Here is an 18797-nt window from a genome sequence, read left to right as displayed (position 1 = left end):
CAGATGAAAAGACCACTCGTGTTTCCTAAGTCCGACTCCGAGGACCAGGACTTGCAAGAATTAATAGCCTTCTATGACGAAACCTTGGGATTTTGTCCTAATAGTGTAAAAACCATGCATATCCGTCCCAGGATCGCCTATGCCTTTATTGAAATGAACAAGGCCGTAATGGAAAATCAGGGGCGTGTTACCAGTGCGCTAAAAAGGCTTATCGGCTATGTTACCAGCCATGTTACCGGCTGTAGGTATTGCCAGGCGCATACCATTCGGGCTGCCGAGCGCTACGGGGCTTCCCAAGACCAGCTCGATCAGGTGTGGAGCTATCAGTCCAGCTCGGCCTTTACGGAGGCCGAAAAGGCCGCCCTCGACTTTGCCATTGCTAGCGCCTCCGTACCCAACGGGGTCGACGACGCCATTGCCACCAACCTGCGTCAATATTGGGACGAAGGAGAAATTGTGGAGATGCTCGGGGTGATCGCCCTGTTTGGGTTTTTGAACCGCTGGAACGATTCTATGGGTACCGAAATGGAGCCCGGGGCTGTGGCGTCGGGTGAAGCCCTATTGGCTAAAGACGGATGGAGCGTAGGCAAACATCAATATGAATAGTACTAAAATTTAATCTGTATTTGCGTTGGGGAAGAGTCGGGGGCATCGAGTGGTAGACCAGTGGTTGGAGTCCAAAAATTGGGTATGGGCTAGTTTTCAAAAGAAGGCTGCCGCCGCTTATTTGGCTGGTGCTAGTGGGATGGTAAATGCCCCTACTGGCAGCGGCAAGACCTATGCCTTGTGGTTGCCGATTCTGATCCGACATATCAATGCCCCTAAGACGAGGAAAGGCCTTCAGGTACTGTGGGTTACCCCGCTTCGCGCCTTGTCCAAGGACCTTCATCGCAATATGGAGCTGGCATGTCTAGAAATGAACCTTCAGTGGGAAGTAGGTATCCGAACGGGCGATACCCACTCCCAGGATAGGCTAAGGCAGAAAAAACGAATGCCCGATACCCTCATTATTACTCCGGAAAGTTTGCATCAGCTGTTTTCTCAAAAGAACGCGTCCACCACCTTCAAAAATGTGCATACCGTGGTGATCGACGAATGGCATGAACTGATGGGTACCAAGCGGGGAACACAGATGGAGCTTGCCCTAAGCCGCCTCAGGGCGATCAACCCCCTGCTACAGACCTGGGGAATTTCGGCTACGATTGGCAATCTTGACCAGGCACGGCAGGTGTTGATAGGGCCGCAGGCAAATTTGGAAGACACCGTCCTGATAAAAGCCAGCCATAAGAAACGCCTGAAGGTACGAACCATACTTCCTCAAAAAATAGAAACCTTGCCTTGGAGTGGATATATGGGGATCAAGCTGGTCGATCAGGTGGTTGAGGTCGTACAGCAGCACCGTACCACGCTGGTATTTACCAATACCCGTTCCCAAACAGAAATATGGTACCGGACTATTCTGGAACGTTACCCCGAATTTGCGGGGATTATGGCGCTTCATCATGGCTCGCTCGACCGGGAGATAAGGGACTGGGTGGAGGACGCCTTGCATCAGGAGCGTCTGAAGCTGGTGATCTGTACGTCGAGTCTGGACTTAGGGGTCGACTTCCGTCCCGTAGAGGCCGTCGTTCAGGTGGGGAGCCCGAAGAGCATTGCCCGTTTTGTTCAACGGGCAGGACGTAGTGGCCATCAGCCTGGCGCCACGAGTACCATTTATTTTTGCCCTACCAACGCCCTGGAGCTGATAGAGGCGGTCTCCCTACGCGATGGGGTAGAGCGCAATGTGCTGGAGGACCGCCCGCCGGTTATGCAGGCCTACGATGTGCTGGCCCAGTGGATGCTCACCCTGGCGGTAGGCGATGGCTTCCAGGAGCGTACTTTATATGAAGAGGTAAAACGGACTTTTGCGTATCAGTTGATGAGTCGTACCGAATGGGAATGGCTAATAGGCTATGTCAGCACGGGGAGCTCCTCCTTACAGGTTTATGACGAATACAAAAAAGTGGAGCTCGTGGACGGAGTATATCAGGTTTTAAGCAGGAAAGTCGCTCTTCGACATCGGTTGAGTATGGGAACCATCGTTTCCGAATCGTCGCTAAAGGTAAAGCTCCAACAGGGGCGTTATCTGGGCCAGGTGGAGGAGTCCTTCGTAACCCGTCTTAAGCCTGGCGATGTGTTCTTCTTCGGGGGGATGTCGGTGGAGTTTCTACGACTCCACGAAATGACGGTTATGGTAAAAAAGGCCACAGCAAAAAAAGGGATGCTGGTACGCTGGGCAGGAGGACGCATGCCGCTGTCGTCGCAGCTATCGGCCTTTATTCGCCAGCGACTAGCCGAAGCGCAGGCTAATCCGTCCAAGGAAAAAGAATTTACTAAGCTAGCGCCCTTGCTAGAGCTTCAGGCTCGCCGCTCGCTGATACCCGATGCCAATACCTTGCTCATAGAGCAAGGTGAGACTAGGGAAGGATATCATATCTTTATTTACCCTTTCGAAGGGCGTTTGGTGCACGAAGGAATGGCAATCCTGTTGGCCTACCGACTCAGCAGGCTTAGTCCTATTACCTTTACGGTGGCCATGAACGACTACGGGTTCGAGCTATTGAGTGACCAATATGTGGACGTAGCGGCTCTTTTAGAAGAGCATGCCCTTTTTTCGACCGATCATTTGGTGGACGATATCTACCAAAGTGTCAATGCTACGGAGATGGCGCGTAGGAAGTTTCGAGAAATCGCCGCTATTTCGGGCCTCATGTTTCAAGGGTATCCTGGCAAGTATCAAAAAGCCCGGCATCTACAAGCCTCTGCCTCCTTATTGTTTACGGTGATGTCGAAATATGAAGACCGTAATCTTCTCATTCAACAAGCTTATCAGGAGGTGCTTACCTACCAAGTGGAGGAGCAGCGCATGCGGGTAGCACTTACCCGAATTGCCGCCCAACAGATCCGCATTATGAAAATCGCCAAGCCGACCCCTTTGGCTTTCCCCATTATGGTCGATCGACTGAGGGAGCAGTTAACTTCAGAAAAACTGGAGGATCGTATCGATAAGATGCTCCAACAATACAGCCATGAAAATTAGAATACACGATAATGATTTCACCCTTTTGGTCGATAAGGCTATTTTCTGGGAGGATACCCATACGCTATTGATAGGCGACTTGCATCTAGGGAAAATCGCTCATTTTAGAAAGGAAGGAATTGCCGTGCCTCCATTGGCAGCGGAAGATAATTTTAAACGACTTACCCATCTGCTCACCAGGACGAAGGCTAGGCGCATTATTTTTTTGGGAGATCTCTTTCATAGCAAGCATAACAGCGAATGGGAAGCGTTCTTGGTATGGCGTGAGACCTTCCGGTCCACTCAGATGGTGATGGTCAAGGGCAATCACGACTCCTTCGACCGTAGTTTTTATGAACAGGCCAACTTGGAGGTTTATGAAGCCGAATATGTGGTAGGGCCTTTTGTTTTTACCCATTTTCCGAAGACGGAGTGGAATCAGGACCAATTTGTTTTTTGTGGGCATATTCATCCAGTATTTTTAATAGTAGGCCGGGGTCGTCAACATTTTAGTTCCCCCTGTTTCGTGGTAGACCCCTACCAAGCCATATTGCCAAGCTTCGGGGTGTTTACCGGAGGACATCGGATAGCCAAAATACGAGATAGAAGGATATTTATGCTTACCCATGAGCGGGTTTTCGAAGTGAGTAATAGATAGACATTGGTTCAGGGGGAGCCTTTGGCACGGCTTTTTAACCAGGCTGAGGATATCTTGTACTTTACGCACTCAATAAATACTATGGACCTGCTCAGTGGCCAACCTTGGTGGCTTTATAAGAATGGATTTTCCTTTGCCTATCCCGCGCCAGGGGAAGTGGCCCCACAAGAAGTAGTGGTAATGGGAGGGGGAATTACCGGTGCGCTCATGACGTATTACCTTACGGAACAAGGCATTCCGGTGACCGTACTCGAAAAGCGCCATATCGGTATGGGGAGTACCTCTGGAAGTACCGCCTTGCTACAATACGAGATCGATACCATGCTGGTGGACCTAATAGACATTATGGGGGTCGAAAAGGCTGAACGGAGCTATGCCTTATGCATAGAGGCCATTGGGAAAGTACAGGCGATCGTACAAAAACTTGGGGGGGAGGTGGACTTCGAATTAAAGAAGAGCTTGTACTATGCAAGTTTTAAAAAAGATGAGGCAGATCTAAAAAGGGAATATGATGCCCGAAAAAAAATGGGAATCCGCGTTGACTGGTGGGATAAAAAAGAATTGAAAGACCATTTTCCTCACCTTCCGCATACGGCTGCGATTTTATCGGACGATGCCGCCCAGGTGGATGTCTATCAGCTCACCCATGCCTTGTTTCAATACTGTGTATCCAAAGGGGCCAAAGTGTATGATACGGTTAAGGTACAGCAGATTGAGCATCATAAGAAAGGAGTGAAACTCGTATTGGACAACGACCAAGAAATAAAAACCCAGAAGTTGGTGATTGCCTGTGGTTATGAATCTCAAAACTACCTTTCCCAGCGTGTGGTGCGGCTACACGCATCCTACGCCATCGTAAGCAAACCCATGCCTCTTGAAAATCCGTTGTGGTACGAAAACGCCCTCGTATGGGAGAGCGCCAGGCCCTATCTTTATATGCGAACCACTGCCGACCAGCGGATGCTTATCGGGGGGAAAGACGAAACGTTCAGCAGTGCCGTCAAAAGAGATAAATTAATGGCCCGAAAAAGCCGTGAACTTGAAAAGAACGCTCGGAAATTTTTTCCCGACTTACCCTTTACCACCGATTATAGCTGGTGTGGAACCTTTGCCGAGACCAAGGATGGCTTGCCCTATATCGGTTCCGTTCAGGAGCATCCGAATACGTATTTCGCCCTGGGTTTTGGAGGCAATGGGATTCTGTTTAGTATTTTGGCTGCGCAAATCATTTCTGACCAGATCCGTGGAATCGACAATAAGGACGCTACCTTATTCGCTTTTGACCGCTGAGCGCCGTTGGTTCGTATCCGAAATAAAGTGATGTAACTTCCGATACTGCCTATTGAGTGGATTGAAAAACTGGAGAATCATAGGGATGTGCTTCTTGCTTTTTTGCAATACGAAAGGGGTTTCTGGAGCAAAGGCCTCCAGCCCTTCCCGAAACGATTCCGTACCGGCAATGATCGATGGATAGGTTTTGCCCCCCATCAAAAGGATCATCGGAGGCATGTCGCGGTGGAGGTGATAGAGGGGGGAGGCGTCCTTCCAGCCACGCTCCTGAAGGCCAAAGGTATTGGCATAGGTTCTTCCTGGCTTGGGTGGGTCGTTTTTTAAGTAACCATGCATATCTAGCCCGGCAGCATCGATTAGTAAGGTGCCTTTGATCGGGTTGGCCATGCCCAAGGAGTCAAAATAACGATCGTCTATGGAAATGAGTGAGGCTAGATGGCCTCCTGCCGAATGCCCCGAAACATATATCTGTTGAGGATTGCCCTCGTATTGGGCTATGTGCTCCTGGGTCCATGCTACCGAACGGGCCGCTTCCTGAGCCATCTGTTTGTAATTGGCAGCGGGGCTTAGGGTATAATCGATGATGACGGCCACCATTCCTTTGGCCGCTATATTCCGTCCCATTAAGCGGTATTGCTCTTTCCTGCCAGAATTCCAATTTCCCCCGTGAATAAATAACCAAACGGGTTTGGGGCCTTTGAAAAATGGGTCGGTATATACATCGAGTTTGAGCTCAGGACTCTTGGTGGTAGCTGCCTGATAAACGATGTTTTTGTTTCTACGGGTGGTAACGATAGAGCAGCTGGATAGCAGCAGGACTAAGCACACCGATAGGGGCCAGAGTATGCGGGAGGTTTTGGAATACATGAAAACGAGGTAGGGTACGTCTGACACTTAGGTAAAACGCCTAGGTGTGGAGCATGTTAATGTAACGGTCCTTTTCGTTAAACGAAAACCCAGCGATATTTAGCATATCCCTGGGTTCCTTTTAGTGCTTTTCGAATTATACCTTTTTTGGTGGCAAATCGAACGCCACAGCATTATGCTCGAAGTGGCCCTTATGGGAGCCATCGCAGAAAGGCTTGTTGGCCGAAAGTCCACAGCGGCATATGGATACTATGGTGCGGCCCTGAAGGTTGTAGGTGTTTCCCTGAGGATCCACTATCTCGAAATCACCATCTACTTTTAGTGATCCGTTGTTGTTGACTGTTAGTTTTACTTTTGACATGGTCGTATTTTTAACCGCAAATATAGCCAATGGATGGGCTGTTGGCGCTGCAAATGCTTATTTAGGATCATTCAAAGCTGGGGGCGATTTTTGACTGAGAATGGGTATTTATTGATTTTCTCTGCTTTTTCTTCATAGCACTTATAAATTAAATCGTAAGGTCATGAACAAATATATACCAAGAATAGCATGGTGGGCGATAATGTGTTTCCTGCTTCCGGTTCCAGCCTCTCAAGCACAACAGAGCCCCGCAGACCAGCAGGCATTGACGCTACAAATGCAACAGAAGGCACAAGATTTTATGACATCACTAGGGGACGAAGGTCGGAACAAGGCATTATTTCCTTTCGATGATGCGCAGCGGTTCGATTGGCATTTTGTGCCCCGCGATCGGAAAGGGCTCCCTCTAAAAGAAATGACGGACCTACAAAGAGAAAAAGCCATGGCCCTGGTGCGTACCATGCTCAGTACGGAGGGCTTGCTAAAGGTTCAACAGATTATGGACCTCGAAAACGTGTTGCGGGTAGTAGAAAGCCGCCCTCCGAACGACCTGCGGAGAGACCCCGACAACTATTCCTTTATCATCTTTGGGGAGCCCGGGGCCGAGCCCGGGGCCGCGCCATGGGGTTGGAGGGTAGAGGGGCACCATCTTTCTCTACATTTTTCATTTTATAAAGGCCAGATCTCGTTTACACCCGGATTTATGGGAAGTAACCCGGGGACTGTGCTGGCGGATGTACCTCAGAAAAATAGGAATGTACTCCGTCAAGAGCAAATGTTCGCTTTTGAGCTCCTGGGGATGCTGTCGGAAGAGCAGCGTAAAAAATCCATACTTTCCGATAAAGCCCCATATGATATTCTGACAGGCAATAGTCGTAAGGCCTTATTGGAAAATTTCGAAGGGATTTCTTATCAGGAATTGGATGCTACTCAAAGAAAGAAGTTTGAAGGGCTTATTCAGGTTTATCTAAATAGATACCCTATCACCTTGGCCAGCCACCGATGGGAGCAACTGAGGAGCCAAGGGTTAGAGCATATTTATTTTGCCTGGATGGGCGACCTCGCCCCAGCCATGGGGCCAGGCCATGGGCATTATTACCGGATTCATGGCCCCGGTTTTTTAATTGAGTTCGATAATACCCAAAACGACGCCAATCATATTCACACCGTGGTCAGGGATTTGGATAACGATTTTGGCGAGGATATGCTCGGATTGCATTACCAACAAGACCATCCAAAAAAGTAATCACAGGTAATCAGTGGGGATTTGGGAAAAAATATTCTAAATTTCAAGCCATGAGTACTAGCAATATGGTGGCGGAAAGCGGGTTTCGTTATTTTATTATAAACAAACCCCGTAACATGGTATCACAGTTTAAAAGTCCAGATGCAGTAGGTCTTTTGGGCGACTTGGACTTTGCTTTTCCAGAGGGCACCCATGCCATTGGTCGGCTCGATGCCGACTCCGAAGGCCTGCTGTTGCTTACGACCGACCAGCGCATTACCAGGCTATTGTTTCAAGGCCCTATAAGCCACCAAAGGAAATACATGGTGTTGGTAAAAGGAGAGGTGTCGGAGGAAACCCTCAATCTTCTCAGAAATGGGATAGAGATACTGGTGGAAGGGCCTTCCATATACCGAACCGTCCCATGCCTAGTAGAAAGGGTAGCGGATCCTACGGCTTACTACGCTGGGTTTGTCCATGAAAAAGTATATGGAAAGGCCACTTGGCTGCTGATAGGTAATACAGAAGGTAAGTTTCGCCAAATACGTAAAATGGTCCGGGCCGCAGGGCATCCCTGTATCCGGCTTATCAGAGTGGGGATCGAGGACCTTACCTTAAGTGAGCTGCTTCCAGGAGAGCTTAGGGAATTGTCGGGCAAGGAGTTTTATGAAGGTTTAAAAATTGAGCACCCTTGAATTATTAATTTTAAACTAAAAAAAATGAATCTGATTGGAAATATTCTTTGGTTAATTTTTGGAGGCTTTGCCGTCTTCGTAGAGTATATGGTGGGAGGGCTTATCTTGTGCCTGACCATCGTGGGTATACCCTTTGGGCTACAATGTTTTAAGATCGGCCTTTTTACTTTGTTGCCTTTTGGGCAACAAGTCAGGGAGGCGCCACAGGCCAGCGGCTGTCTGTCTCTGGTATTCAACGTCATTTGGATAGTCGTAGCGGGTTTTTGGATAGCCCTTACGCACCTGTTTTTTGGGATTCTGCTGGCGATTACCATCATTGGGTTGCCTTTCGCTCAGCAACATTTTAAGCTCATGCGCCTGTGCTTTGCACCCTTTGGCAAGGAAATATATATGCGTTAGGACTATGGAAGCAAGCAAACGAGTCGATGATAGCTTCACCATGCAGGTGATGGCCATTTCGGGGGAAGGTAATTCTAGTAGTTTTACACTGCTCTCCCGCCCACTGCCCACTCCTGGGCCAGGGCAAGTGCTCATCCGGGTGGCAGCTGCTGGTGTCAACCGTCCCGATGTATACCAGCGGAAGGGGCATTACCCGCCTCCCTCTTGGGCTCCTGCCGATGTGCCGGGGTTAGAAGTAGCCGGGGTAATAACTAGTACCGGTGAGGGAGTGGCGGCCGATCGAATGGGCGATAAGGTGTGTGCCTTAGTTTCGGGTGGGGGCTATGCCTCTCATGTGTTGGCCGAGGCTATCCATTGTTTGCCAATTCCTGAAGGATGGAGTTTTGTAGAAGCTGCCACCCTGCCCGAAACCGTTTTTACGGTCTGGCATAATGTGTTTCAACGGGGGCGATTGAAGTCCGGTGAGCGGCTGTTGGTACATGGTGGCAGCAGTGGCATAGGCATAACGGCCATTCAGCTGGCCAAGGCCTTGGGGGCGCGGGTGTATGCTACAGCAGGCAGTGCATCGAAATGTGCGGCTTGCGAGTCGCTCGGAGCGGAACGGTGTATAGATTATAGGCAAGAGGATTTTGAAAAAATTTTGGCCTCCGAGGGGGTCGATCTGATACTGGATATGGTGGGTGGGGATTATGTTCCCAAAAATCTGCGGATCCTTCATGAGGAAGGGCGTCTGGTGTTGATCAACACCATGAAGGGCAGTAAAGTGGAGGTTGATTTTGGGTTGGTCATGCGCAAACGACTGCATATTTCTGGAAGTACCTTACGAGGGCGTTCACATGCTTTTAAGTCGAATCTTGCTAAAGAAATTTATGAACGGGTCTGGCCCATTATTCTATCCGGCGAGTTTAGGCCGGTTATTTATAAAACTTTTCCTTTACAGCAGGCATTGCAAGCGCACGATTTGCTAGAGTCCAGCACACATATTGGGAAGGTGGTTTTGCAGGTCGCAGCCATTTAATATTTGGCCTTTTAGGGTAAAAAAGAAGCGACTCCTCGTTGATGCACGGGGAGTCGCTTCTATGGTTAGGAATTACTTAGTGATTCACAACGAATTTGTGAACACTCGCATTTCCGTCCGATTTCGCAATACGTAGCACATACATGCCGGTAGAGAGTCCTTTTACCGAAATAGGTTCGGCATTGGGATTGGAAGAACGGTACACGGGGCGGCCGTTCAGGTCAAATATCTCCAGCTGCTGTACCTTACTCCAGTCGGTCATGCTGATATTCAGTGACTCCGAAACAGGGTTAGGCGCTAGGGTTATCCGCTCGATGCCTTCTGCGAAGGACACCGTCCTAATCCGGCTAAAAGAGAAGGTGCCGTCGCGGTCAACCATCTTGAGTCTATAGAAATTGTCACCTGCTAGAGGATTCGAATCGGTATGGCGGTAGAGGGTAGTAGCCCTGCTATTGCCGGCAGCGTCCACATTGGTAAGGATGTTCCAGTTTCTTGCGTCCGCACTGCGCTGAACCTGGAAGAAATCGCTGTTGCTCTCTTCGGTGGTTTCCCACTGGAGTTGAGCTACGTTGCCTTCTTGCTCTACCTCAAACTTGCTTAGGGTTACAGGTAGGGGCGTGGTGATTTCCAATGCCTCCGAAGTACCTTGGTTTAGTCCGTTATTGTCCGAAACTCCCGGCGCTAAGATGGTAGACGCTACGGTAACGACTCCGTTTCCGGCCGTTACTCCCTGGATGGGGAGGCTGATAGCACAGTCGGCACCATTGGTGACTGCAGAACTGTTGCTGAGGAGCAACTGGCCCGAGCTGGCAGTAGCCCCTCCGTCTTGGATCGTCCAGATGTTTCCGCAATTGTCAGATACCGTGGCGGGCAATTTGAAAGTCATGAACTGAGTATCTATCGAAACGGTAATATGTGCTCCCCCAATGGGTAAATCGTTGGGTCCGTTTTGGAGGAAGTTCATCACGATATCGCCATCTGTGCCAGCTAAAATACTGGAGGGTGATGTCGAAACGGAACCTAACTCCAAGTCGACAGATTGGGCGAAGCTGGGGGTTATTCCAGCCAATATACAAAAGGATATGAGTGCCTTTTTCATAATGTGTTCAGTTTAAGATTAAAGTTTGGTTACCGGGTTGGAGATGACATTATTGGCAGATTCAACTTCTCCGCCTCCCGAGCCATTGGTGATGGTAACGGTGTTGAAGATGGTCCCTGCCGTACCTCCTGTACGTGTGATGGTAAATCCAATATATTTGATGCCAAGCCCTTGGATATTGATGCCGCTTTTCGATGTAAAGATAAACTCTGTGCTGTTGGAGGTTACGTCGAAATCGGCATTGCTAAGGGTATAGGCTGTACCGAAAATGGTAACACCAGATCCGGTAGACTGAGCTATTTCAACACCCGATCCTGCGTCGAATTTGCTGACCTTAAAGGTGATGGTTCCGTTGGTGGTGGCGGAGCCTACGTTACTAATCGCGACAACATAGTCGATTGAATTCGAATTGTCCGCTTTTAACTGCGATCCCGATAAGAACTGTGCGGCCGTTAGGTTCGGCACAGCCGTTACTAAGATATATAGGGTGGCCGAGGTACAATTAGAATTTGCATCACATACGGTATAAGGGAAATTGGCTGGGCCAGTATATCCAGCTACCGGAGTGAAAGTATAGCTTCCGTCTGCAAGCAAATCTAAGGTTCCTACTCCCGGTAAGTTAGTGTTCTGTGGCGTCACGGTTGGAGTGGCACCATTGGTATCGTAATCGTTGGAGATTACCCCGGTTGCTGCCGTTTTGGTTAAGGTATTACCCATGGCGACACTAGCATAGTCGTCGGAAGCCGATACGGTGTTGGAAGCGGCAGGTATAAGTACGTTTACAACCAAGTCGGATGTTGCGCATAGTCCAGAGGGAGACTCGCATACCTGATAGGTTACGGTTGCACGGCCATAGAAACCCGGGGTAGGCGTAAATACAAGGTTACCGTTGCCGTCGATGGTGGCAGTACCGTTGGCAGGAGCCGAAGGGATGGTGGCCGTGCCTAGGCTGCCGCCAAAGTTTCCAACTCCATCATTGGAGGTCACGTCTACGATTACCGAGCCAGGAGTGGCATCAGCCCCTTTCATATGGGCATAGTCTGGATTGGCAACGGGAAGGTTAGCCGTGCTGTTTTTGTCGAGGGCCGTTATCTGCAAACTTTCAGTAGCACATCCCGAAGACTGTCCATCCAAACAAATAGGCACTTCATAATTGTAAACCCCTGGAGTGGTTGTTTCGAAGGTATAGGTGCCGTTCGAGTTCATGGTTAAGCTGGCTCCTGAAGGGTTACCGGCATCGGCAACAGGCGTGCCATAAGTTACCGGATCGGAATTTTTATCGTTAGTACTCACATCGCCCGTCGTAGCAACGTCAGGATAAGTCACGTTGAAGTCGGGTGCAGGATTTAAGCAATTGAAGCCCGCTCCCACAATGTTGCGGGTATCAATAAATGCCGAATAAACTCGTACCGAATTAAGAACCGACACGAGGGAATTTATCGAGATACGTACCTCGTCGAAGGATTTTTGGGCCACAAAACCGATGGTATACGGATCGTTAGGAGTGCCACCGATAAGGTTGCCCAGCAGTGTAAGCTCCAGTACTTGCGAACTGTTTATTGTTTCTTGTAAGGCTCCGTCCAAATAGGTAGATAAGGTCAGGTTGTCTAGAAGGTTCAGCTTCAGTATGCCAGTAGGAATATCTATGGCAAATCCGGCTGTGGTTCCGATGGGGTAAGTTCCTATTGGATCTTGAACGGCCAAGGTAACTGCTCCACCTACTCCTGCAGTCGCGGATAGGGTGGCATATTCGGTGTTGTTGCCATTGATAACATGATAGGGATCGGCCACTGTACCACCAACCGATACCAGACCCGTAACACCGGTGGCTTGGCTGTTGATGATGGTAGGGAACTTAGGTCCACTCCAGTCATAGGTTTGATTACAAGCAAGATCGGCTAAACAAAGCTTTTCGACTACGAGTCCGTAAATCTTAACAGAGCCAAGACTGACGCTGACGGGAAGGTTAAAGTTGATTTTTACAGCGTCGAATTCAACATTGGATACGATCCCGATGCGTTGTCTGGCGGGGTCGGTCACCAAGGTACTTCCTACCCCTGCTAATACGAGATTGGCCGGACTGGTTTGGACGGTGGTCCCGTCTTTTAGAAGCGATATCTGAATTCCACTCAGTACGTCGATGGACAGGAGTGAGTTCGTTTCTATGTCAAAGCCTGCAAAGGTATTGGCCGGATAGGTGCTTACTTGGTCGGATATGGTCATGGAGGCCGAGGCCAACACAGCAACGGTATTCGTTAGTACCGCGGCAGTATTGGGGTCATTGTCTATGGCATACTCTGTATCTGTAAACGAACAAGCAAGACATAAGGGTGATAAATAGGTTTCAACTTCCATGGGGTAGGCTGGTAGAGCAAGCGCCGTGGGTTCGTTGCATTCCAAGTCTTCACCCGCTACAAAGCGTTTGACTTCGGCATAATAGATGTAAGTTGCACCTGAAAGCAGTCCACTATATGCGTACTCTATTGCATCGAAGGGCTTGGTTGTAATAATACCAATTTTTTTGAGGCCACCGACATTCCCTAGATCAAGTATATTATTGCCATTTACTTCATCTTGTTCAGTGCCGTTCAAATATGTTCTAATGATCGCCTCGCCAAACAAGCTGAATCCAGTACCAACTGCAAATCCAGCGTAGGTTCCGGCAGGATACACATTGGTTCCTGTGGCGCTATTGTCTGTTACTCGAACCCTCCCGTAAGCTCCTAATCCACTACTTGTTGTTGCATAATTTGAGGTGCTATTATCAATAAGTCGACCTTGATTGGAAACATTTAAATCTGTTACCGACAAATTGCTATGGGTAGCAGAGGTAAGCGGAGCAAAGGTATTGGCCGGGGCGTTACCGCTTTGAGCGAGGGCGGCCGTCATAGGAAAGGCCAGCAAGGCGGCGAGTAGCACACCTAGCCAGGGCTTTCCGGTGGGTCGTGCTAGTAAAATAGTTGTGAATAGGTGTTTCATGGTGAATTGGGTTTGATTTTTGAAAATTTGATACCAAGGTGTGCGACCAAGTATCAAGACTTTTGAATAGAATGGTTGGTTTTTTATCACTTAATTTAACCTACTGTTTCTTACGGCTATTCGAGTATTTTTTTAATGGATGTGCAGAACTACAACTACAAGAGTGACCGTAATTTGATCAAAAGTAAATAGATACATATTCTATTCAAAGAATATTTTACGAGAGATTACGGAATTATTCTACGTTTCTCTAAAACTATATTTTTTAATATTTTTAAAAATATAGTAAAGTTATAGCATAAAAGTATAAAATTAAGAGACGAAAATCACAGTTAATGTAACTTTATGTTAACTATTTTTGTTATATAATAGTATTTCTTCTATATTTCAGATAATTTTTCGACTATAATTTTATGGTTTTGGGGGTGGTTTACAATTTGTACTATTTTTGGTTAGCAGAATTGTAACATAATTCTATGTAAACGATTTCGAAGTTTTAGTATACTTATCAGAAAATATTCTATTGCCGAGAACTGTTGATACTTATTTGAGTATTAGTTGGTCGTATAGTGCGAAATATTTCAATATGGTCTTTAGAAAGTTCATGGGAAGAGGGGGACGCAAAAAAAACGTCAGAAGCCTCAGTCTCTGTAACTGAATGCTTATGACGCTTATTGTTATACGTTAAATTTGTATTTTTTTTAGCCTATAGACTGTATAGGTTAATTAAATGCAGGGCTATGGTCGGTTCATATTGAATTTTATTCCAGCCGCCAGCCAGCGGCCAGGCATAGAGGCTCCTAAAAGGTCGCTATAGGTACGATTTAAAAGGTTGTTGATCTCAAAAAAAACTTTCAAATTTTTTACTGGAAGGTTACAATCGATCTTAGAATTTAATACGAAATAGCTTTCAGAGAGGGTGGAAGCTATAGCTAATGCCTCACGGGGTTCCCGTTGTTTGTATAAACCATTGATGGCTAGATTCAAATTTTTATGGCTATATAATACAGAAAAATTTCCTAAAAACTTAGCGTGGGACGATACGTAAAATGAGGGAATACTGCTACTGCTTTGACTACGAAGCCAGCTGAGTCCAGTGGTAATCCGGAGTTGTTGATTTTCGGAAATAGGCTGGTTCCATTGTGCGTCTAGCTCCCATCCTGTAATGTTAACTTTGGCAATATTGCTGGCCAAGCCAAAGGTCCCCGTACTGGATAGGTTTTCTTGTCGCGGCATATCGGCATAGGCGGTTGCAATGTAGTCTATGAGGTTATTTTGAGCCCTTTGGAAATAGGTGCCCGATAGTTTCAGACTGTTTCCAACGAACCAATCGGCGCCAGCCTCGTAGCTAAAGGAGCGTTCGGCGCTTAAGTTAGGGTTTCCAACATTGCCTCCAGTTACGAGCGATTTGCCATAATTATTATAACGTTCCGTAAAATCGGCATCCCGAATGGTTTTTCCCGCGCTGGCACGGAACTGCCAGGCGGCGCGTTTATAGGAAACATTGAGTTGGGGTACTAGTTCGGCGCCTAAATACTGCCGCCAGTCGAGCCGAAGTGCAGGACTCACGGTAAGGTGTTGGGTGAGTCGGGCCGTTAAAGTGGCGAGTGGAGCTAGTTGGTGGAGGTTATGATGGCCTCTGTCGTTGGAGGCGATTGCTTTGTTCTGATAGTTGAGGCCGGTTACCAAGCTCAGGTTTTCGGAAAGTTCATTTTGCCATAGAACGAGTCCCTGCCATAACGTGGAAACACTTTCATTGGCCGTCGACTGGGGGTTGTAGCGATAATGATCCTTGACATGCTTGTATCCGGCATCGATGGTGAGGCTTGAGCGCTCCATTTGGTGGCTCACCCTTACCTGGTTCCATACACTGCTCACCCGCTCTTGGGCGGTATCGGAAGCGAAGACGGTATAGAAATTCTGCGCCGCAAAGTCTCGGGAGTCATAGGCGGAGCGGGCCGCAAGCTTCCATTTCTCCGAAATAGCGTATTGTCCCGATACAGATGCGGTATGGTTATGGAAATACCCTCTAGCACCCCGTTGCAATACCCCCGCAGCATTATTGGATAGCAGGCCCGCCGACAAGGCTAGCCGGTCGGTTTGTAAGAAACCGCCTGCATTTACGTTGCGAAGGCCGTATTCTCCTAGGGCCACGCTCCCGTCGAGTGCGAAGGTAGGGGGGCTTTTTTCGGGCCCGTCGGCGAGTCGGTCTGTTAGTCTGGCGGCAAAGGTTTTGCTAATCACCTGAACCACCCCCCCTACGGCCTCTGAGCCATAGATGGCCGAAGAGGCTCCTTTTAATACCTCTATTCGGTCGATTTCCGAAGGGGTAATCGGAATATAACTGTTAAAATGACCCGTATTGGGGTCGTTTAGCCTAATCCCGTCCATTATGACCAAGACTTGCTGGAAGGTTCCTCCCCGCATGACGATGTCGCTTTGCGATCCCATGGGCCCCCGAGATTGTATTTCGAGTCCGGGGATGTACCGGAGTAGCTCATCGATGCTATTGACAGGCAGATGTTTAAAATAGGATCCTTTGATGACGGCGATGTTGCGCCCTGTTTCGGAAGCTCGTTTCTCAATTAGCCCGGCCGTAATGGTCACCGGGTCGAGGGCTATTTCCTGGGCCTGCGTGAAAATGGGGGCGATCCCGAGTAGGGCGGTCCATAAAATGGTATATACTGTTTTCATTCTAATAAGTGATTGACTGCTAATAAAGGTGGATTCCTATGGTTTGCCGGCAAGGAAATATCTTATGGTCGGCAAAAGTATTATCTTTCCGGTCCGTTCAAGTAATCCAGTTGTTATATCATGAGTAGTCCGGTTGAAGTAGCCCTTAATAATCTTATCAAAATAGATCGGAGCCTGTCGAGCCCGGTGTACCTTCAGATAGCCAAACAGATGATCAACGCCATACAGCGGGGAGTGCTGCGCCATGGGGTACGCCTGCCGGGGAGCCGGCAGCTGGCCCTGGGGTTGGGGGTGCATAGGAAAACGGCCATCGCCGCCATAGCGGAGTTAGAAGCACAGGGCTGGGTGACGGTCTCGGCCAATAGGGGGACCTTCGTCCATTCGGTACATGCTGGCCCTGCCGACCAGCCCGTAGCATTCGACTCTGCCGAGTTGTTGCGCTATCCCAAAGAAGCAGGGTTTGGTTTTAGGCGGAGTATGCTGCTAGATCGGCCCGTATCCCTATCTCGGTATGAATTAGAGTTTACCGATGGCCTCCCCGACGTACGGCTGGCTCCCATGGATCGGTTATCTAAAAACTATGCGGGAATCCTTCGCCGAGGAAATAGCAGGGGGTATTTGGGCTACTCGCATGTGGAGGGCAATACCTTCTTTCGGCAGCATTTGGCCAATTATCTAAACGATACCCGGGGACTTCATGTGGGCGTAGAGAATATTCTTACTACCCGCGGCATCCAGATGGGCCTATACCTGGCCTCCACCACCCTGCTGGAGCCCGGCGACCGGGTAGTGGTGGGGAGCTTGAGTTATTATGTGGCCAATATGATTTTCCAAAAGGCTGGTGCCCAGCTTAGTGTGGTGCCGGTCGACGAGCAGGGGGTGTCCCTAGAGGCTATTCGCGACCTTTGTCGGGGTGGCCGAATCCGAATGCTCTATATTACCCCACATCATCACTACCCCACCACGGTAACGCTGAGCGCCGAAAGACGGCAGGCGCTCATCCAGCTTTCCGTGGAGTATGGCTTCGTTATTTTGGAGGACGACTATGACTATGATTACCATTACCATAGCAGTCCGGTGTTGCCCTTGGCCAGTGCCGATCGGTCCGGGATGGTGGTTTATATTGGCTCTTTTTGCAAGGCTTTGGCACCCGGGCTTCGGACGGGCTATATAGTGGCTCCCGAGAACCTCATAGCGGAGATAGGGAAGTTGCGAAGGATTGTGGATCGGCAAGGTGATATGGTCATGGAGCAGGCCCTGGCCGAGATGATCCGGGAAGGAGAATTTCAACGGCACCTTAAAAAAGCCCAGAAAATATACCAGGAAAGGCGTGACGCCTTATGTATGAGGCTTGCCCAGGAATTTGAGGAATATCTTACCTTTCAAAAGCCACCGGGAGGCCTGGCAGTGTGGACGGAATGGCGTAGGGATCTTAACCTACTAAAGTTGAGCCGAGCATGTGCCGAAAGTAAGTTGCATTTGCCCCAAACCCTGCTATTTCAATCGGGCCAGGTAAGTGGCATACGGCTAGGTTTCGGGAATTTTAATCTCCCTGAGTTGCACATGGCTACCGATATCTTGAGGGATTCGGTTGCAAAAGTTTCAGGATAGCCTCCGGTAGCGGACAGGGAAGTTTGCCCAGGGAACGATAATAATTTTTTTTAGCTATCGCCAATGATTTCAACGAAATTGTTGTTCTAAATTCATGCTACTCTATGCAACTGAATAGGAGTTGAGCTCAATTTGAAGTTCTAAAATCGTTGATTAACCAATTATACTTATGGCAACAAGGACAAAAGAAGTAAAGACGGCACAACCATTGTCGGCTGAGCATATTTCCAATTTATTTATGACTTACTGTCTCGATAACGGTAAGAAGCCTGAGTCTGTGTATCAATTTGCAAAACTGAATGGATTTGCAGAAAAGGAGTTTTATTCTTTTTATGCCTCTTTGGAGGCTATTGAAAGACAGGTCTTTTTACGGTTTCACCAAATGGCTATGGGACTGATGGCCGATGGCGAGGCGTTGGCTACCATGGGCTTCAGGGAGAAGCTCCTTACCTATTATTATACCTTCTTCGAGATTTTAACCGCTAACCGGAGTTATGTAGTATTTGCCTTGAATGGAGAGAAAAATAGGCTGGATGGGTTGATGAAGCTTAAGGAGCTACGTTCAGAATTCAAAGGCTTTATCGCCTTAATTAGTGAAGGGTACCTCGAGTCCAAGAATGAAAGAGTGAAAAAGATACAACAGGACGCACTCAATGAGGGTGCCTGGGTGCAGCTGATGGTAACGCTGAAGTTCTGGTTGGACGACCAATCTCCTGCTTTTGAAAAAACGGACCTATTCATTGAAAAGTCTATCAGGGTCACCTTCGACCTATTCGATGTCACTCCTCTAGAGAGTGTGATCGATCTTGGTAAATTTTTGTTCAAAGAAAAGATCAGGTGAGT

Annotated in this window: 15 protein-coding genes; 10 read left to right on the top strand and 5 right to left on the bottom strand. The window is 48.4% G+C overall.

Annotated features, from left to right (window positions below; genetic code table 11):
• The first annotated feature begins 3 nt into the window (after positions 1 to 3).
• From CLV98_RS06070 to CLV98_RS06055, 4 genes are all read left to right on the top strand, one after another.
• Complete coding sequence (locus CLV98_RS06070) at positions 4 to 606, top strand: carboxymuconolactone decarboxylase family protein (protein WP_109673397.1); 603 nt, start codon at positions 4 to 6, stop codon at positions 604 to 606.
• Between the two features lie 25 nt (positions 607 to 631).
• Positions 632 to 3079, top strand: coding sequence for a ligase-associated DNA damage response DEXH box helicase (locus tag CLV98_RS06065; protein WP_109673396.1), 2448 nt, complete (start codon positions 632 to 634; stop codon positions 3077 to 3079).
• Positions 3069 to 3716 carry a ligase-associated DNA damage response endonuclease PdeM gene (gene pdeM / locus CLV98_RS06060; RefSeq protein ID WP_109673395.1) on the top strand — a complete coding sequence of 216 codons (648 nt, stop codon included), beginning with the start codon at positions 3069 to 3071 and terminating at the stop codon, positions 3714 to 3716. The genes CLV98_RS06065 and pdeM overlap by 11 nt, the downstream gene beginning before the upstream one ends.
• Positions 3717 to 3797: 81 nt before the next feature.
• The gene (locus CLV98_RS06055; protein WP_109673394.1) at positions 3798 to 5006 is read left to right on the top strand and encodes an NAD(P)/FAD-dependent oxidoreductase; all 1209 of its coding nucleotides are present in this window, start codon (positions 3798 to 3800) and stop codon (positions 5004 to 5006) included.
• Here CLV98_RS06055 and CLV98_RS06050 read toward each other — a convergent pair.
• A complete protein-coding gene (locus tag CLV98_RS06050; protein ID WP_109673393.1) occupies positions 4986 to 5873 on the bottom strand; it encodes an alpha/beta hydrolase in 888 nt (295 codons plus the stop codon). The two genes, CLV98_RS06055 and CLV98_RS06050, sit on opposite strands and share 21 nt — an antisense overlap.
• Before the next feature lie 136 nt (positions 5874 to 6009).
• Positions 6010 to 6234: a CDGSH iron-sulfur domain-containing protein gene (locus CLV98_RS06045; protein ID WP_109673392.1), complete on the bottom strand. Its 225-nt coding sequence runs from the start codon at positions 6232 to 6234 to the stop codon at positions 6010 to 6012.
• Positions 6235 to 6397: 163 nt separating this feature from the next.
• Here CLV98_RS06045 and CLV98_RS06040 point away from each other — a divergent pair, with 163 nt between their 5' ends.
• From CLV98_RS06040 to CLV98_RS06025, 4 genes are read left to right on the top strand one after another with little or no spacing between them, the layout of a single operon-like run.
• Complete coding sequence (locus tag CLV98_RS06040) at positions 6398 to 7480, top strand: DUF3500 domain-containing protein (RefSeq protein WP_229203241.1); 1083 nt, start codon at positions 6398 to 6400, stop codon at positions 7478 to 7480.
• Positions 7481 to 7530: 50 nt separating this feature from the next.
• Positions 7531 to 8154 carry a pseudouridine synthase gene (locus CLV98_RS06035; protein WP_229203240.1) on the top strand — a complete coding sequence of 208 codons (624 nt, stop codon included), beginning with the start codon at positions 7531 to 7533 and terminating at the stop codon, positions 8152 to 8154.
• A 24-nt stretch (positions 8155 to 8178) separates the two neighbouring features.
• Positions 8179 to 8553: a YccF domain-containing protein gene (locus CLV98_RS06030; protein ID WP_109673391.1), complete on the top strand. Its 375-nt coding sequence runs from the start codon at positions 8179 to 8181 to the stop codon at positions 8551 to 8553.
• 4 nt (positions 8554 to 8557) lie between these two features.
• The gene (locus CLV98_RS06025) at positions 8558 to 9571 is read left to right on the top strand and encodes an NAD(P)H-quinone oxidoreductase (RefSeq protein ID WP_229203239.1); all 1014 of its coding nucleotides are present in this window, start codon (positions 8558 to 8560) and stop codon (positions 9569 to 9571) included.
• A 76-nt stretch (positions 9572 to 9647) separates the two neighbouring features.
• On the opposite strand, the gene CLV98_RS06020 is transcribed toward CLV98_RS06025, so the two are convergent.
• The 3 genes from CLV98_RS06020 to CLV98_RS06010 all read right to left on the bottom strand — a co-directional run bounded on the left by CLV98_RS06020 (position 9648) and on the right by CLV98_RS06010 (position 16343).
• Entirely contained in the window at positions 9648 to 10670 is a 1023-nt protein-coding gene (locus CLV98_RS06020; protein ID WP_109673390.1) for a T9SS type A sorting domain-containing protein, read from the bottom strand.
• Between the two features lie 18 nt (positions 10671 to 10688).
• Positions 10689 to 13649 (bottom strand): Ig-like domain-containing protein, encoded by a 2961-nt coding sequence (locus CLV98_RS06015; RefSeq protein ID WP_146202236.1) that lies wholly within the window; start codon positions 13647 to 13649, stop codon positions 10689 to 10691.
• A 738-nt stretch (positions 13650 to 14387) separates the two neighbouring features.
• Complete coding sequence (locus CLV98_RS06010; RefSeq protein WP_109673388.1) at positions 14388 to 16343, bottom strand: TonB-dependent receptor plug domain-containing protein; 1956 nt, start codon at positions 16341 to 16343, stop codon at positions 14388 to 14390.
• Positions 16344 to 16463: 120 nt separating this feature from the next.
• Here CLV98_RS06010 and CLV98_RS06005 point away from each other — a divergent pair, with 120 nt between their 5' ends.
• Both CLV98_RS06005 and CLV98_RS06000 read left to right on the top strand, forming a co-directional pair.
• Entirely contained in the window at positions 16464 to 17954 is a 1491-nt protein-coding gene (locus tag CLV98_RS06005; RefSeq protein ID WP_109673387.1) for an aminotransferase-like domain-containing protein, read from the top strand.
• Between the two features lie 169 nt (positions 17955 to 18123).
• The gene (locus CLV98_RS06000; protein ID WP_109673386.1) at positions 18124 to 18795 is read left to right on the top strand and encodes a TetR family transcriptional regulator C-terminal domain-containing protein; all 672 of its coding nucleotides are present in this window, start codon (positions 18124 to 18126) and stop codon (positions 18793 to 18795) included.
• The last annotated feature ends 2 nt before the right edge of the window (positions 18796 to 18797 follow it).

It is taken from the genome of Dyadobacter jejuensis (assembly GCF_003149085.1).
In the GTDB taxonomy this organism is placed as follows: Bacteria; Bacteroidota; Bacteroidia; order Cytophagales; family Spirosomataceae; genus Dyadobacter; species Dyadobacter jejuensis.
Note: the sequence above shows the minus strand (reverse complement) of the source record. Positions and strands in the feature narration are given on the sequence as shown.

What these genes read in the sequence shown, in the direction of transcription:
- CLV98_RS06070 (WP_109673397.1), top strand. Translation starts at nt 4, where the DNA reads ATGAAAAGACCACTCGTGTTTCCTAAGTCCGACTCCGAGGACCAGGAC.
- pdeM (WP_109673395.1), top strand. Translation starts at nt 3,069, where the DNA reads ATGAAAATTAGAATACACGATAATGATTTCACCCTTTTGGTCGATAAG.
- CLV98_RS06055 (WP_109673394.1), top strand. Translation starts at nt 3,798, where the DNA reads ATGGACCTGCTCAGTGGCCAACCTTGGTGGCTTTATAAGAATGGATTT.
- CLV98_RS06050 (WP_109673393.1), bottom strand. Translation starts at nt 5,873, where the DNA reads ATGTATTCCAAAACCTCCCGCATACTCTGGCCCCTATCGGTGTGCTTA.
- CLV98_RS06045 (WP_109673392.1), bottom strand. Translation starts at nt 6,234, where the DNA reads ATGTCAAAAGTAAAACTAACAGTCAACAACAACGGATCACTAAAAGTA.
- CLV98_RS06040 (WP_229203241.1), top strand. Translation starts at nt 6,398, where the DNA reads ATGAACAAATATATACCAAGAATAGCATGGTGGGCGATAATGTGTTTC.
- CLV98_RS06035 (WP_229203240.1), top strand. Translation starts at nt 7,531, where the DNA reads ATGAGTACTAGCAATATGGTGGCGGAAAGCGGGTTTCGTTATTTTATT.
- CLV98_RS06030 (WP_109673391.1), top strand. Translation starts at nt 8,179, where the DNA reads ATGAATCTGATTGGAAATATTCTTTGGTTAATTTTTGGAGGCTTTGCC.
- CLV98_RS06025 (WP_229203239.1), top strand. Translation starts at nt 8,558, where the DNA reads ATGGAAGCAAGCAAACGAGTCGATGATAGCTTCACCATGCAGGTGATG.
- CLV98_RS06020 (WP_109673390.1), bottom strand. Translation starts at nt 10,670, where the DNA reads ATGAAAAAGGCACTCATATCCTTTTGTATATTGGCTGGAATAACCCCC.
- CLV98_RS06015 (WP_146202236.1), bottom strand. Translation starts at nt 13,649, where the DNA reads ATGAAACACCTATTCACAACTATTTTACTAGCACGACCCACCGGAAAG.
- CLV98_RS06010 (WP_109673388.1), bottom strand. Translation starts at nt 16,343, where the DNA reads ATGAAAACAGTATATACCATTTTATGGACCGCCCTACTCGGGATCGCC.
- CLV98_RS06005 (WP_109673387.1), top strand. Translation starts at nt 16,464, where the DNA reads ATGAGTAGTCCGGTTGAAGTAGCCCTTAATAATCTTATCAAAATAGAT.
- CLV98_RS06000 (WP_109673386.1), top strand. Translation starts at nt 18,124, where the DNA reads ATGGCAACAAGGACAAAAGAAGTAAAGACGGCACAACCATTGTCGGCT.